The organism is Pseudomonas psychrophila (assembly GCF_001043005.1).
In the GTDB taxonomy this organism is placed as follows: domain Bacteria; phylum Pseudomonadota; class Gammaproteobacteria; order Pseudomonadales; family Pseudomonadaceae; genus Aquipseudomonas; species Aquipseudomonas psychrophila.
Window position 1 is genome coordinate 177,851 of record NZ_JYKZ01000001.1, and the last position, 13,783, is coordinate 191,633.

A 13,783-nucleotide genomic window follows, 5' to 3' on the forward strand; every position below is an offset into this window, starting at 1 on the left:
CTTGGTTCTCGATGGATGAGTGAGCGGCTAAGGCTCGTCAACGGGTTTTCGTGCGGCCAGTCGCCGCTTCAGCGTGGCGCTGTCGAGCTGTAGCTCTTGCGCCGAATACACCGACCAGTCACCCAGCATCAGTTGGGCAGGCGGGTAAGCGGTAGTGGGGACCGGCGAGCCAATGGCCTGGCTCTGCTGGATCTGATGGGTCACAGGGTCGATGCGCGAGTACGTGCCGGGCGGGTCTTCCGGCAAGGCGATTTCAAGGCCTTCCAGTGCACGGATCAACGCCTGGCTGTCAGTTACGCCCCCGGTCTTTTCAAAGGCTTTGGCCAACACCATGACGCCGGTGTAGGCGCCTTGGGCGGCATAGGTTGGATAGCGCCCGTTCAACCGATGAAAGCGCTCAACAAACGAGCGGTTGCGCTCGGTGTCCGGCCAATTGTTGTGATGCCGGGCAGACAGGATCAGCCCCGCCGGGGCCTTGTCGCCCAGGGCAACCAGAAAATCGAAATTGGCCCCAGTGTCGAAGTTCGCCAGTCGCGAGGTTTCCAGCAAGCGGGAACCCGCAGCCTGTTTGACGAAGGCATGGAAGTCGCCGCCCCAGATGGCCGAAACGATAATGTCGGGTTTCGACTGTTCCAGCGCGGTGATGTAGGGCGAGTAATCAGGCTCATACAGGCGCGGCCAGAGCTCAATCACATCGTCGAATTTCACGCCCAGCTGGTTCAGGGCGGCATGCAGGTCATCCCGCGACACGTGACCGTATTCATAATCGGGGCCGATAAAGGCCAGGCGCTTCCAGCCGGTTTTTTTCTGCAGTGCTTGCAGGTAACGGGCACCGGCCGCCATGGACGTCCAGGTATCGTTGGTCACGCGAAAATAATAGGGGTGACCGTTTTCAAGGGTCATGCGCGAAGACGCATGATCAGTGCCGATCATCAGCACTTTTTCCTGGCGGGCCAGTTGGCTGACTGCCAGCGCGACCCCGGACGAGACCATGCCGCACAGCACCTGCACACCATCCTTGTGGATGAAGCTTTTGGCCAGGCTGACCCCGTACGAGGCCTTGGACTGGTCATCATCAATGATCACCCGCAAGCGCGGCACGGGTTCACCGGCCTGCTGGCGGGCCTGCAATTCGTCGAGGGCAACCTGAATCCCGGCAATGCTGTCTCGCCCGTAGATGGCCGCACGTTCGGTCATCGGATACAGGCAACCCATTGTCAGGTCGGCCTGGGCCGCCGGCACGCCGAGCTCCAGTCGACCGACCTCGGCCCACACAGGCGAACCCATCAGCAGACCAGCCAAAGCCAGGACGCAAAAATGCCATGAACGCATCGGGTGCATAAATTCCTTTGGGCGTTGAAAACGCCTCTTGTTAAGCAGCGAGAGGGATAGAGCAAAGGGTGTGCCAAGCCGGTAAACCAGAGCGAACACGGCCTTGTAGCCGCTGCCGCAGGCTGCGCCCGGTTGCGAAGCGACCGAAAATCATGAACGCCGGACGCAGCCTGCGGCCGCGGCGACAAATTGGCGTCTGGCGTGCATGTTGAGCGCTAACCGCTCAACATGCGCGCAACCCTGAGCGGTTAGCGCTCGGGCGAGCGCTCAATGCCCAGGCGTTGCAGGCGACGCTTGAGTGCATGCCGGGAAATCCCCAGCAGTTGCGCGGCCAGGCCCTTGTGGCCCGCCGTACGGGTCAAGGCATCGGTGACCAGCTCACGCTCGGCACGTTCGAGTTGATCGCCCAGCACCAGCGCCGTGTTGTCGGGCAATACAGACTCTTGCAACTGCACGGGCAGCATCGCGGCACTGATCCCCTGCCCCGGCAAAAGAATAGTCAGACGCTCCACCAGGTTCTTCAGCTCGCGCACGTTGCCGGGCCAGCGATGACGGCGCAGCCGCTCGACGCTGTCAGGCAAGAACCGGATCGGACTCACGCCCTCTTCAAGCGCCTGACGCTGGGCAAAATACCGGGCCAGAAGCAGTAGATCTTCTTCACGTTCACGCAAGGCCGGGATATCCAGGGTGATCACGTTCAGACGATAGAACAGGTCTTCACGAAACCGCCCCAGGCGCACATCGTCGGCCAGGTCCCGATTAGTGGCGGCCACAACCCTGACATCCGCGCTGCTGGCCTGACTGGCACCCACGGCGCGGTAGTTGCCGTTCTCCAGAAAATGCAAAAGCTTGGCTTGCAGGCTCAGGGGCAACTCGCCAATTTCATCCAGGAACAACGTCCCGCCATTGGCCTGACTGACCAGCCCGGCCCGCTTTTGGTGGGCGCCCGTGTAGGCACCCTTTTCGGAGCCGAACAGCTCAGCCTCAATCAACTGCTCCGGCAAGGCCGCGCAGTTAACCTCGATAAAGGCGCTGCCAGCGCGCGAGCTGTAGCCGTGCAGGGCCTGGGCCACCAGCGTTTTGCCAGTGCCGGATTCGCCCAGCAGCAGAATTCGCGTTGCCGAACTGCGGGCAATACGCTGCACGGCCCCATGCAGCGCCAACATCACCGCGCTCTGCCCTTGCAGGCCTGCCGCCAACTCGCCACTGGTGATTGGTTCCGGCACATCAAGGGCCAGAGTGCTGCTGATGGTGGCAAGCAAGTCATCCAGCTCAAATGGCTTGGTCAGGTAATCCGTTGCCCCGCCCTTGACTGCCTGCACCGCGGCCCGAGTGTCACCATGGGCTGAAATCATGATCACCGGCAGCAACGGGCTGCGCTGGCGCAAGCCGTCCAGGGTGGCCATGCCATCAATGCCCGGCAGGCCAAGATCGAGCAGGACAATGTCGATGTCATCCAGGGGATGTTGCAGTGCCGCTTCACCACTGCTGGCCGTGCTGATGCGCATACCCTCCTCGCGCAATGCATAGCTGAGCGAGCGCACCAGCGCTTCTTCATCATCGACGATTAAAACGTGAACATCGGGCATCAGCGACTCACTTCAATTCGTTCTCTGTAGATTTCAGGCCGATACAAAACCCATAGCAGTAGCCGAAGGCTGCGTTCGATTGCGAATCGATCGTAAAACCTGAACGTGTGATTTACCTGACTCCGCGCATGCCCCGACTTTATGACAGCTTGGTCGGGGTGCCGCATCACGCCGGACGCGGCTTCGTTCCTTCGGCAACTGCTACGAATTATGCTCATCGCCTGTGTCATTCGCAGCAGCCGGGCAATCCAGTACCACCCGAGTGCCCTCGCCCAGGGTGCTGGCGATTTCCATTCGGGCGCCGTTGGCCTCCAGCAGTTGCTGGCTAATGCTCAGCCCCAACCCCGTGCCACGGGCTTTAAGGGTAAAAAAGGGCTGGCGAATATTCTGCAAGTCGGCGGCGGAAATCCCGCACCCCTGATCCGTGATCACGATACGTACCCGCCCTTGCCACTGCTCGGCGTCGAGCCTGACTGTTTGCCCCTCGCTGCTGGCTTGCAGGGCGTTCAGGCATAGATTGAGCAACACCTGCTGGGCCTGATCCGGGTCGATAAACACCCGCAAGTCAGGTGGCGCAGTGCACTGGAAATCGATGTTGCGCGCCTGCATCTGCGGCGTCACCAAGTGAGCGGTCTGCGCAAATAGTTGAGCCACTGCCACCTCTCGCGGCATGGCCGGGCGCGGTCTGCCGTACTCCAACAAGTCATTGGTCACCCGTGACAGGCGGTCGATTTCCTGGACCAGATCACTCAGCAACAGGCGCCGTTGCGGCTCTTGCTCACGGCGCAGCAGGGCCTGGACGGTAGTTTTCATGGTTGCCAGCGGGTTGCGCACCTCATGGGCAACACCGGTGGCAAAGGTACCGAGCACCGCGAGGTTTTCTGTGCGTACGGTTTTTTCCATCACTTGGGCCAGACGTTCGGCCATCACGTTGAACGCCCGGGCGACATGGCTGATTTCGTCATCCCGGGGTTGCTGGGCCAGACGATAGGTGAGGTCGCCCATGGACAGTTGATGGGCGCCCTGTAACAGCGTGCTGACCCGTGAACGCAATTGCCGGGAAAGGGTGAAAAATACGACCAGGATAAACCCGATGAAACCCGCAGCGACCCAGTACAGCCACCATCGGGCATCGTTGAGCGGCTTGAGGATCGCCCCCGGTTCAACGCTGAACACTAACTGCCAGCCCGGCAGAATGACCGGCCCTTCATGCCATTGGACCGGCGCCTTGACCTGTCGCCCAGTAGGGTCGACAAACGCTGCGCCGGGTACGCGCAACAGCGGCGCAACCACACCGCTCATGCCCGCACTGACCAGCAGCTCGGTCAAGGACGCCAGGCGTAAATGCAGCGCAATCCGCACCCGCTGATTGGTACGGCCACTGCGCACACTCTTGCGGATCAGAAAGCTGCCCGAGCCCCCCGCTTTTGGCAGCAGCGGGCCAATGACCTCGACATCACCCACCTTTTGCACCGGCAAACCCGCGATGGACCAGTGCTCACTGCCCCAGTAAGGCTCCCCGGAGGCAGACTGGCCCGGCAACACCTTGACCAGCCGATCCTGCTCATCGAAAAACAGCACCCCGTACATAAAGGGCAAGTCCCCCTCAAGCTTGAGCAGCGAGTCCACATCACTGATCAGGGGTGACTGGTCGACGATGAAGTCCGGCATGTTGGGATGATTCGACAGGGCCGAGAGCTGGTAAAAGCGGTCATCCAGAAATGACGACAAGCGGTTTGCCGTCGACAGCGCCTGAGCGTCAAGCCGCTCCCCGGTCAGACGGTTGAGCAGGTCCTTGGCCAATTGCTCATAAAGAACGGCAAGGGTGATCAGGGCAATGCTCATCACGAATACCGACAGCAAGGTATAGCGCGCTACCAGGCTGCGGTGCGGCCGGGCCAGCCAATGGAGCAACGCGTGGAGGGAGGCATTGAGGGTCATGGCATTCTGATTGTTTTTTTAATGGCCCCAGCATAGGGATCGACCCTGCGCGCTGTCCATGACAAACAGACCTTTGAGTTGCGATCCGGTACCGCACTCGATTAATATACGTTTCATATACATTTCATATTGAGCACTCAGATGGGCATCGTAAAAATTTCGGACGCCACCCATGAAAACTTGCGGGTCGCCAGCAACGCACTCAACCGTTCAATCAATGCGCAGGCAGAGCACTGGATGCGTATCGGCATGTTGACCGAACTGCATCCCGACCTGGATCACAACCAGATCTGCCGCCTGCTGATACGGGCTGAACTGCAGGGCGGCCTCGATTTGAAGCAATTGTGCGAACTGGCTGACGCCACTGCGGGAGCGGTTTGATGAGAACCAGCGTTGTTATCAATACCCCGGCGCAAATCGCCCAGTCCAAGGTCGCGGGCAAGCTGGCAGCCGAAGTGCTGGCCATGATCGGCGAGCACGTGAAGGCTGGCGTGACCACCGACCAGCTCGACCAGATCTGCCACGACTACATCGTCAATGTGCAAAAGGCCATCCCCGGCAACGTGGGTTATCACGGCTTTCCGAAAACCGTGTGTGCGTCGGTCAATGAGGTGGTGTGCCACGGCATTCCTTCTGGCCGTGTGCTGCAGGACGGCGACATCGTCAATATCGATATCGCAGTGGTCAAGGATGGCTGGTTCGGCGACACCAGCCGCATGTACTTCGTCGGCGAGCCAAGCCCTGAAGCGCGGCATCTGGTGAAGACCACCTACGACGCCATGTGCGCCGGTATCCGGATGGTGCGCCCTGGCGCGACCCTGGGTGACATTGGCCATGCCATCCAGACCCTCGCCGAGAAAGAAGGCTTTAGTGTGGTCCGCGAGTATTGCGGCCACGGTATTGGCAAGGTCTATCACGACGAACCGCAGGTGCTGCACTACGGCTACCCGGGCCAGGGCATGAAACTGAAAACCGGCATGATTTTCACCATCGAGCCCATGCTCAACGCCGGCAAGCGCCATGTGAAAACCCTGCCCGATCACTGGACCGTGGTCACCAAGGATGGCTCGCTTTCGGCTCAGTGGGAGCACATGGTGGCCGTGACTGACGACGGCTTTGAAGTGTTGAGCCCGTGGCCCGACACAATGGCCGATTACCCCGCCATCGTTTGATGAGCGACCGGGGGGAGCCAGGCTCCCCCTACACCCCCCCAGGCACCTGGTCCAGCCGCTCGCGCAAAAATTCGATCAATGCCTGCACCGGCAGCGAACGCTGGCGATGCTGTGGATACACCGCTGATAACGCCAGCGGCGCGCAGCGGTAATCGTCCAGCACCCGTATCAGTTGCCCGCTTTCCAGAGCCGAGCCGACGATAAAGGTCGGCAGGTAGGTAACGCCCAATCCGGCGACGGCCGCATCTCTGAGCACCTCACCATTATTGACCCGCATGCGCCCGCTGACGTTGATGGTCAGGGGCTTGCCCTGCCCTTCGAAGCGCCACTGCACTTGCCGGCCATGGCCATAGGGCAGGCAATCATGCTCGTGCAGGTCCTGGGGTTTGAGCGGTGTGCCGCGTTCGGCCAGGTAGGCAGGGCTGGCACAGTACACCCGCTCGATGCTGGCGATACGGCGGGCAATCAGGGTGGAGTCTTCAAGCACGCCAATGCGCAAAGCCAGGTCATAGCCTTCGCTGAGCAAGTCCACCGGCCGGTCGCTGAGGTCCACTTCAACGGTCACGCCGCTGTAGCGCTGCAAAAACAACGGCAGCAGGCAGCCCAGATGCGCCATGGCGAAGGACAACGGAGCACTGACGCGCAGGGTGCCCCGTGGCTCGCTGGTCTGCCCGGCGATGCCCTGCTCCATGTGCTCGACGTCGTTGAGCAAGCGCATGGCCGACTCGTAATACGTTTGCCCCAGCGGCGTGACATCCAGTCGCCGGGTGGAACGGTTGAGCAGACGCACCCCAAGCCGCGCCTCCAGTTGCATCAGCCGCCGACTCACGAATTGCTTGGACAGCCCCAATTGGTCGGCCGCCGCCGTGAAGCTGCCAGAGTCCATGACTTGGCAAAAAATACGCATATCTTCGAACGGGTTCATTGTCATGACCTGGTGGACAGTTAAACCCTTTATAGCGGCTTTTTCCCTTTTCAACACCCGTCTATTCTCTGTTCGCTGCAGGTGTATTCGTGGGAGCGAGCCTGCTCGTGAAGCCCTTCAGTTTTAGAGCCTTCGCGAGCAAGCTCGCTCCCACTCATTTGCCTTAATCATTTCGGAGTTTGCCCATGTCCTTTCTCCTCGATCACCCATTGTCCTGGGCTGCCGTACTGCTGGTGATCGATGCCGCACTCTGGCATCTGGCGCCGTTCAGGCAGCGTGTCACGCGGGTGGGTGTGCGTCTGGCGCTGTTTGCGGTCTTCAGCACGATCATCATCAACGCAGGGATCAGCCCGTTGCAGGCACCGCTGTTTAGCGATGACCGGGTGGCGTTATTAGGGGCTACTGCGCTGGGAATTGTGTGGTGGCTGTACGCGGCGCGGGTGCTTACCGAAGTGATTGGCCTGGTGCTGATGCGCCGCATCGGTCACAGCGGCCGCCTGCTGCAGGATGTGATCGGCGCACTGGTGTTTCTGGCGGCCATCGTGGCGGCCGCCGGTTACGTACTGGAGTTGCCGGTCAAAGGCTTGCTGGCGACCTCCGGGGTGGTAGCGATTGTGGTTGGTTTGGCATTGCAGAGCACCTTGAGCGACGTGTTTTCCGGCATCGTGCTCAACACCACCAAGCCGTATCAGGTGGATGACTGGATAGTGATCGATGGTGTCGAAGGCAAGGTGCTGGATATCGACTGGCGCGCCACCCATCTGCTGACCAGCGCGGGCAGCACGGCGGTCGTGCCGAACTCGGTAGCGGCCAAGGCCAAGATCGTCAACCTGAGTCGCCCCACCCATCTGCACGGCGTGTCGATTAGCATCCAGGTGCCCAACCATGTCCGCCCGCGCCGAGTGCTCGATGCGTTGGAGCGTACGTTGCAGGGCAGCAGCAGCCTGCTGCTTAACCCTGCGCCCAAAGCGGTGCTCAAGGAGGCAGGCGAGACCATGTCCGAATACGTGGCCAGCGGGTTTATTGCCGAGCTGGCTAAAAAAAGTGAGGTGCGCAACCAGCTGTTCGACCTGGCGCATCGGCATCTGGAGGCAGCGGGTATTTCGCGCCAGCCTGATGCGGTGATCGAACCCGCGGGCCGGGCACGGGCATTGCTCGACGAGGTGAAAATCTTCCGCTCGCTGAGTGAAGAAGAACGGGACCAGATCGCCCACTCCATGGTTGCCCAGCAATACGCGGCCGGTCAGGTGGTGCTGGCTCTGGATGAGGTGCCGGACAGCCTGATGGTCATCGCCACCGGCGTGGTCAGCGTGACCGTACCCGACGAAGCAGGGCCTGTCGAAGCCGGACGCATGGGGCCCGGTGAGATCATGGGCGAAGAAAGCATCCTCACGGATTCGCCGTCCCAGGCGACCTTTACCACGCTGACTTCGAGCATCATTTATCGGCTCGACAAGTCGGTGACCCGCGAATGCATGGCGCAGCGCACAGAGGTAGGACGGGCGTTGAACAGGTTGCAGGCCGTGCGTGAACAAAGTAGCCGGATGGCGCTGATGGCCGCGCCGGCACCGGCCATCAAAGGCGGTTTTTTGAGTTGGTTGCACAGGCGCTGAGCGGATACCACTCGCCCCGTAGCAGCTGCCGAAGGAACGAGGCAGCTGCTACGGGGGTTGATCCATCCAGGGAGATTACTTGGCGGTCAATACCGAATAGCTGTTCATCAAGTTGCGGTAGTTGGGGATGCGTGGCGACAGCAGGTTGGCCAGGCCTTCCATGTCATTGCGCCAATCCCCTTGCAGCTCGCACGCCACCGAGAACCAGTTCATCAACTGTGCACCCGCTGCCGTCATCCGCGCCCAGGCGGCCTGTTGCACGGTTTCGTTGAAGGTGCCCGAGGCATCTGTCACCACAAACACGTCAAAACCTTCAGCCAGCGCCGACAGTGTCGGGAAGGTCACACATACATCCGTCACCACGCCCGCAATGATCAGCTGCTTGCGCCCGGTCGCCTTGACCGCCTTGACGAAATCTTCGTTGTCCCAGGCGTTGATCTGGCCCGGACGCGGGATGTACGGGGCGTCCGGGAACTGTTCCTTGAGCTCCGGCACCATCGGGCCATTGGGACCGTTTTCAAAACTGGTGGTGAGGATGGTTGGCAGTTTGAAAAACTTGGCCACATCCCCCAGCGCCAGCACGTTGTTCTTGAATTCGTTCGGCGAGAAATCCTGGACCAGCGAGATCAGACCGGTTTGATGGTCAACCAGCAACACCACAGCATCATCTTTGTTCAGGCGCTTGTACGGAACATTGCTCATGTGAAACTCCTCGAGAGATAGGTGTTACAGGATCAAAATGCGAAACACGAGCAGCCAAAGGCGCCCCAAAAACCGGCAAAGTCGCTGACCGGTGCATTCGACAAACGTGCTTTTTCATGGCCATGGGCATGCACCGCGCACGGCCCGCTGCAGAGGTGAACCTGAGCCTGCAACGGCGCACCCGGGCGCCAGTGCCCAGGAACTGTCACCACCGGCGACCAGTCGGGCAACACCGGTACACGGGCCGGTCCAAGCTTTTCGAAGTCGCCGGCGGCGTACACCACCTTGCCGCCCACTACGGTCAACACCGACTCGATCCATTTGATGGCTTCTTCGTCGACGCTGAAAAAATCCGCGCTAAGGGCAGCGACGTCGGCCAGTTGACCAACCTTGATCTGCCCCTTCTTGCCCTGCTCGGATGAAAACCAGGCGCTGCCGTGGGTGAACAGCTCCAGTGCGGTCAGCCGGGGCAGGCCTTCGGGGTGCAACTCCAGGCCACCGACGGTGCGACCGCTGACCATCCAGTACAGCGAAGTCCACGGGTTGTAGCTGGATACGCGGGTGGCATCGGTCCCCGCCCCCACCGGCACGCCTTCGGCCAGCATGCGTTTGATGGGTGGCGTGGCTTCGGCCGCTTTGGCGCCGTAACGCTCGACGAAATACTCGCCCTGGAACGCCATGCGATCCTGAATCGCAATGCCGCCGCCCAGCGCCCTCACCCGCTCGATGTTATGGGGTGTGATGGTTTCGGCATGGTCGAAAAACCACGGCAAGCCATTGAACGGGATATCGCGATTGACCTTCTCAAACACGTCGAGCATGCGACTGATGGACTCGTTGTACGTGGCGTGCAGGCGGAACGGCCAGCGCTGCTCCACCAGATGGCGCACCACCGGCTCCAGTTCGTCTTCCATGGTGTGCGGCAAGTCGGGGCGCGGCTCAAGGAAGTCCTCGAAGTCCGCTGCCGAGAACACCAGCATTTCTCCCGCACCGTTGTGCCGCAGAAAGTCATCGCCCTGGTGCAGCTTCACGCTACTGGTCCAGTTCTTGAAGTCAGTCAGTTCTTCCTTGGGTTTTTGCGTAAACAGGTTGTAAGCGATACGGATGGTCAACTGCTGATCTTTGGCCAGCTGTTCGATGACCTGATAATCGTCGGGATAGTTCTGGAAACCCCCGCCGGCATCAATTGCACTGGTGAGGCCCAGGCGGTTGAGTTCGCGCATGAATTGGCGGGTGGAGTTGACTTGATACTCCAACGGCAGCTTCGGCCCCTTGGCGAGGGTCGAGTAGAGAATCATCGCGTTGGGCCGCGCCACCAGCATGCCGGTCGGATTGCCGTTGGCATCGCGTACGATCTCGCCACCCGGCGGGTTCGGGGTATCACGGGTATAACCTGCCACTCGCAGCGCGGCCCGATTGAGCAAGGCCCGGTCATACAGGTGCAGAACAAAGACCGGGGTGTCCGGGGCCGCCTGGTTGAGTTCTTCCAGGGTGGGCATGCGTTTTTCGGCGAACTGGAACTCGTTCCAGCCGCCCACCACGCGCACCCATTGCGGCGTTGGTGTGCGCTCGGCCTGTTCCTTGAGCATGCGCAACGCATCGGCCAGCGAGGGCACACCTTCCCAGCGCAGTTCGAGGTTGTAGTTCAGCCCGCCACGGATCAGGTGCAGGTGCGAGTCATTGAGACCCGGAATGACACAGCGACCTTTGAGGTCAATAACCCGCGTGTCCGTACCACGCAGGGCCATCGCCTGAGCATCGGTGCCGACCGCCACAAAGCGGCCCTCGCGAATGGCAACGGCGCTGGCCTGCGGGTTGTCGCGATCGACAGTATGAAATCGGCCATTGAATAAGATCAGATCGGCGTTCATCGCGTTTCCTTGGGCTCAGTGGGGGCAGTCAGCCAGGGCGCGAATACACGCGTCGCCATTGGCATAAACAGATAGACCACCGAGACCACGATGGTCAGCGTGATCACAAAGGTGGCAACCACGTAATGGGAGAAAAAGGGGCTCAAACCCAGCAAGGGCTTCCAGAGCAGCGGCACCAGCAACGTATGCGGGAATATCACCATCAGCGTCAGCACGGCCTGCTTCCAGCGGGGCGGCGGCGGGCGGGATTCTGTGTGAGGCGCAAACCAGAACTCGTTGGCCGGGTTGACCTCGGTCTGGTCGCCGTCCGCCAGCATGGGCGTGGCTTCGTTGACCAGTTCACGTCGTTGCGGCGAGTCCAGCCAGCGCTGCATGGCATCGGTGGAGCAAAAACGCAGCACACAGGTGTAGGTGTCCAGGCCAGCACTCTTGCCAGGTACGACGTCAACGCCCAGATGTCCGTCCCACTGCCCGGCGATCCGCACAATCTTGCGCAGCCATTCGTTGTAGGGCACTTCAAAACCGGCCTTGACCCGATGCTTGACCACCAGGGTCACAACCTCATCGACTCCCCGGGCTGGCGGGTCGATCTCAGTGGATTCAGACATCACAAAAAGCTCCAACCACATCCAGACAAATATTCCCTGGCGAGACTTCCACCGCGGGAGCCAGCAGGCTCGCTCCCACGGCGGACAGCGACAGGGTTTCAGTGAAGCACTGCGTTCAGGTCTTGAGGAACGCCAACAGATCGGTGTTGAGCTGATCCTTGTGGGTGTCAGTCAGGCCGTGGGGCGCACCGGGGTAGACCTTGAGCGTAGAACCTTTGACCAATTCCGCCGCCGCGATGCCGGCGGCTTCGATCGGCACCACCTGGTCGGCATCGCCGTGGACCACCAGGGTCGGAATGTCGAATTTCTTCAGGTCTTCGGTGAAGTCGGTTTCCGAAAACGCCTTGATACAGTCGTAGGCGTTTTTGTGGCCGCTGGTCATGCCCTGCATCCAGAACCAGTCGATCATGCCCTGGGAGGGTTTGGCCCCCGGCTTGTTGAAACCAAAGAAAGGACCGCTGGCGAGGTCGATGTACAACTGTGAGCGGTCCGCCAGCGATGCCTTGCGAATACCGTCAAAGACCTCAAGCGGCAGGCCGCCGGGGTTGGCCTCGGTCTTGAGCATCAAGGGCGGCACCGACGAAATCAGCCCTGCCTTCGCCACCCGCCCCGTACCGTGGCGGCCGATATAGCGCGCCACTTCACCGCCGCCGGTAGAAAAGCCGAACAGCACGGCATCTTGCAGGTCCAGCAGCTCGATCAACTGCGCCAGGTCATCGGCGTAGGTGTCCATGTCGTTGCCTGCCCACGGCTGGCTGGAACGGCCATGACCGCGGCGATCATGGGCAATGACCCGATAGCCCTTGGACGCCAGGAACAGCATCTGTGATTCCCAACTATCGGCGTTCAGCGGCCAACCATGGCTGAAAACCACGGGCTGCCCCGTGCCCCAGTCCTTGTAGTAGATCTCGGTGCCATCACGGGTGGTGAAAGTGCTCATGGGGCGGTCATCCTTGTGCAAGTGCAAAGAGTTCTCATCTATCTTGGCAGGCATCGATGACAGCACAACTGCTCTGGTAGGAGCGTTACGGCCATATCGGTGCGCACCACGGACAATTGAGGTTAGCTGAACTGTTCCCGGTACTGCGCGGGGGTCAAGCCGAGTTTTTCAGTGAACAGGAAACGCATGTGCCTGACGCTGCCAAAGCCACTTTTGAAGGCCACGGTCTTTAGTGGCAACTCACTGGTTTCCAATAAGTTTCTCGCTCGATCGATACGCGCACCCTGGAGAAATTCCATAGGTGTCATGTTGACCTCCCGGGCAAACACCCGGGCAAAGTGCCTCGGACTCATACTGGCCATCCTGGCCATGGAGTCGATACTGAAGGCGTGATCGAGGTGTTCGAGAATATGGTTCTGAACCCGGGTTATGGGGGTTTCCTGGGGCCCAACCGAGGCCATCAGTGGACTGAACTGCGCCTGGCCGCCCTGACGTTTCATGACCACCAGCAGGACTTTGGCCACGTCCAGGGCAATTTTTTTGCCGTGGTCATTGGCGACCACCGACAGCGCAAGATCAATACCGGCCGTGACGCCGCCAGACGTAATGAGATTACGGTCCTGCACGAAAATCTGATCGATCTCGACATCGGCCTTCGGGAAGGCTTTGATCAGCCGCTCGGTGTAATGCCAATGGGTAGTGACGCGGTAGCCATCGAGCAAACCGGCGAAGCCCAACACGAATGCCCCGGTGCAGATCGAACCGAATTGCCCGGCCCGTGTGACGGCGCCCTTTAGCCACTCCAGCAAAGCCAGCGGCTTGTGGTTGTAGGCCCCCGGACCACCGGGCACCAGCAGCAAATCATAGTGCCCGCTGGCCTGATCTATGGGCAGATCTGCCTGCAGACACACGCCGTTCGAGGCGCGCATCAAACCTGGCTCGGCCCCCAGAGTGGTCAACACATACTGCTGATCCGGCGGTAGATAGCGGTTGGCAATGGAGAACACCTCCATGGGACCCGCCATGTCCAATAGCAGGAAATCTGGAAACAACACGATGGCCACGGTTTTCATAGGTCAGGTATCACTGT

General features: G+C 60.4%; 12 protein-coding genes. 3 read left to right on the forward strand and 9 right to left on the reverse strand.

Annotated features, from left to right (window positions below):
* Nucleotides 1-27: 27 nt before the first annotated feature.
* The 3 genes from TU76_RS00805 to TU76_RS00815 form a co-directional block, all read right to left on the reverse strand.
* Nucleotides 28-1,332, reverse strand: a complete 1,305-nt coding sequence (locus tag TU76_RS00805; RefSeq protein ID WP_019827530.1) for an ABC transporter substrate-binding protein — start codon at nucleotides 1,330-1,332, stop codon at nucleotides 28-30.
* Nucleotides 1,333-1,580: 248 nt separating this feature from the next.
* On the reverse strand, nucleotides 1,581-2,921 hold the full coding sequence (locus TU76_RS00810) for a sigma-54-dependent transcriptional regulator (RefSeq protein WP_048350863.1): 1,341 nt from the start codon (nucleotides 2,919-2,921) through the stop codon (nucleotides 1,581-1,583).
* 201 nt (nucleotides 2,922-3,122) lie between these two features.
* Complete coding sequence (locus TU76_RS00815) at nucleotides 3,123-4,862, reverse strand: sensor histidine kinase (protein WP_048350864.1); 1,740 nt, start codon at nucleotides 4,860-4,862, stop codon at nucleotides 3,123-3,125.
* Nucleotides 4,863-5,003: 141 nt separating this feature from the next.
* Here TU76_RS00815 and TU76_RS00820 point away from each other — a divergent pair, with 141 nt between their 5' ends.
* Complete coding sequence (locus tag TU76_RS00820; protein WP_019827525.1) at nucleotides 5,004-5,243, forward strand: ParD-like family protein; 240 nt, start codon at nucleotides 5,004-5,006, stop codon at nucleotides 5,241-5,243.
* Nucleotides 5,243-6,034, forward strand: coding sequence for a type I methionyl aminopeptidase (gene map / locus TU76_RS00825; RefSeq protein ID WP_019827523.1), 792 nt, complete (start codon nucleotides 5,243-5,245; stop codon nucleotides 6,032-6,034). The genes TU76_RS00820 and map overlap by 1 nt, the downstream gene beginning before the upstream one ends.
* 28 nt (nucleotides 6,035-6,062) lie before the next feature.
* Here map and TU76_RS00830 read toward each other — a convergent pair whose 3' ends face one another.
* Nucleotides 6,063-6,959, reverse strand: coding sequence for a LysR family transcriptional regulator (locus tag TU76_RS00830; RefSeq protein ID WP_019827521.1), 897 nt, complete (start codon nucleotides 6,957-6,959; stop codon nucleotides 6,063-6,065).
* A gap of 185 nt (nucleotides 6,960-7,144) precedes the next feature.
* On the opposite strand from TU76_RS00830, the gene TU76_RS00835 reads away from it, so the two are divergent.
* Nucleotides 7,145-8,572: a mechanosensitive ion channel family protein gene (locus tag TU76_RS00835; RefSeq protein WP_048350865.1), complete on the forward strand. Its 1,428-nt coding sequence runs from the start codon at nucleotides 7,145-7,147 to the stop codon at nucleotides 8,570-8,572.
* Between the two features lie 75 nt (nucleotides 8,573-8,647).
* Here TU76_RS00835 and ycaC read toward each other — a convergent pair whose 3' ends face one another.
* The 5 genes from ycaC to TU76_RS00860 form a co-directional block, all read right to left on the reverse strand.
* Entirely contained in the window at nucleotides 8,648-9,274 is a 627-nt protein-coding gene (gene ycaC / locus TU76_RS00840; RefSeq protein ID WP_019827519.1) for an isochorismate family cysteine hydrolase YcaC, read from the reverse strand.
* A 32-nt stretch (nucleotides 9,275-9,306) separates the two neighbouring features.
* Nucleotides 9,307-11,145 (reverse strand): amidohydrolase, encoded by a 1,839-nt coding sequence (locus TU76_RS00845; protein WP_048350866.1) that lies wholly within the window; start codon nucleotides 11,143-11,145, stop codon nucleotides 9,307-9,309.
* Nucleotides 11,142-11,753 (reverse strand): putative antibiotic biosynthesis monooxygenase, encoded by a 612-nt coding sequence (locus tag TU76_RS00850; RefSeq protein ID WP_037032651.1) that lies wholly within the window; start codon nucleotides 11,751-11,753, stop codon nucleotides 11,142-11,144. Before TU76_RS00850 ends, TU76_RS00845 begins: the two co-directional genes overlap by 4 nt.
* A 115-nt stretch (nucleotides 11,754-11,868) precedes the next feature.
* On the reverse strand, nucleotides 11,869-12,693 hold the full coding sequence (locus tag TU76_RS00855) for an alpha/beta fold hydrolase (RefSeq protein WP_046809422.1): 825 nt from the start codon (nucleotides 12,691-12,693) through the stop codon (nucleotides 11,869-11,871).
* 122 nt (nucleotides 12,694-12,815) lie between these two features.
* On the reverse strand, nucleotides 12,816-13,766 hold the full coding sequence (locus TU76_RS00860) for a GlxA family transcriptional regulator (RefSeq protein ID WP_048350867.1): 951 nt from the start codon (nucleotides 13,764-13,766) through the stop codon (nucleotides 12,816-12,818).
* Between the last annotated feature and the right edge of the window lie 17 nt (nucleotides 13,767-13,783).

Coding starts and splice junctions, on each gene's coding strand:
- ycaC (WP_019827519.1), bottom strand. CDS start 9,274: ATGAGCAATGTTCCGTACAAGCGCCTGAACAAAGATGATGCTGTGGTG.
- TU76_RS00805 (WP_019827530.1), bottom strand. CDS start 1,332: ATGCGTTCATGGCATTTTTGCGTCCTGGCTTTGGCTGGTCTGCTGATG.
- TU76_RS00850 (WP_037032651.1), bottom strand. CDS start 11,753: ATGTCTGAATCCACTGAGATCGACCCGCCAGCCCGGGGAGTCGATGAG.
- TU76_RS00815 (WP_048350864.1), bottom strand. CDS start 4,862: ATGACCCTCAATGCCTCCCTCCACGCGTTGCTCCATTGGCTGGCCCGG.
- TU76_RS00855 (WP_046809422.1), bottom strand. CDS start 12,693: ATGAGCACTTTCACCACCCGTGATGGCACCGAGATCTACTACAAGGAC.
- TU76_RS00835 (WP_048350865.1), top strand. CDS start 7,145: ATGTCCTTTCTCCTCGATCACCCATTGTCCTGGGCTGCCGTACTGCTG.
- TU76_RS00810 (WP_048350863.1), bottom strand. CDS start 2,921: ATGCCCGATGTTCACGTTTTAATCGTCGATGATGAAGAAGCGCTGGTG.
- TU76_RS00830 (WP_019827521.1), bottom strand. CDS start 6,959: ATGAACCCGTTCGAAGATATGCGTATTTTTTGCCAAGTCATGGACTCT.
- map (WP_019827523.1), top strand. CDS start 5,243: ATGAGAACCAGCGTTGTTATCAATACCCCGGCGCAAATCGCCCAGTCC.
- TU76_RS00820 (WP_019827525.1), top strand. CDS start 5,004: ATGGGCATCGTAAAAATTTCGGACGCCACCCATGAAAACTTGCGGGTC.
- TU76_RS00860 (WP_048350867.1), bottom strand. CDS start 13,766: ATGAAAACCGTGGCCATCGTGTTGTTTCCAGATTTCCTGCTATTGGAC.
- TU76_RS00845 (WP_048350866.1), bottom strand. CDS start 11,145: ATGAACGCCGATCTGATCTTATTCAATGGCCGATTTCATACTGTCGAT.